At 50.5% G+C, this 208-nt stretch carries 1 pseudogene; it reads left to right on the forward strand.

Going from position 1 to position 208, the window contains the following annotated elements:
• Positions 1-19: 19 nt before the first annotated feature.
• A pseudogene (locus tag AF337_RS44095) lies at positions 20-208 on the forward strand (DUF262 domain-containing protein); the annotation flags it as partial.

Here is a 208-nt window from a genome sequence, read left to right on the forward strand (position 1 = left end):
GCTCAAGAACCTCCTTTTCATGAACGCAAAAGGTAAGGAGTTTAGCAAGCTGAAAGCTGTGTGGAAACAGCTCACCGATGCTATCTATCAGGCGAACGAAAAGCCGCTACGGTTCTTGAGGTACTATCTGCTTGCGGCGCATGACGTAGACGGAAGGCTTCGTGAAGACGCGATCTACGATTGGTTTCGGAAGAACGCGGAGCAAACC

This window comes from Rhizobium ecuadorense, from assembly GCF_001187535.1.
Classification (GTDB): domain Bacteria; phylum Pseudomonadota; class Alphaproteobacteria; order Rhizobiales; family Rhizobiaceae; genus Rhizobium; species Rhizobium ecuadorense.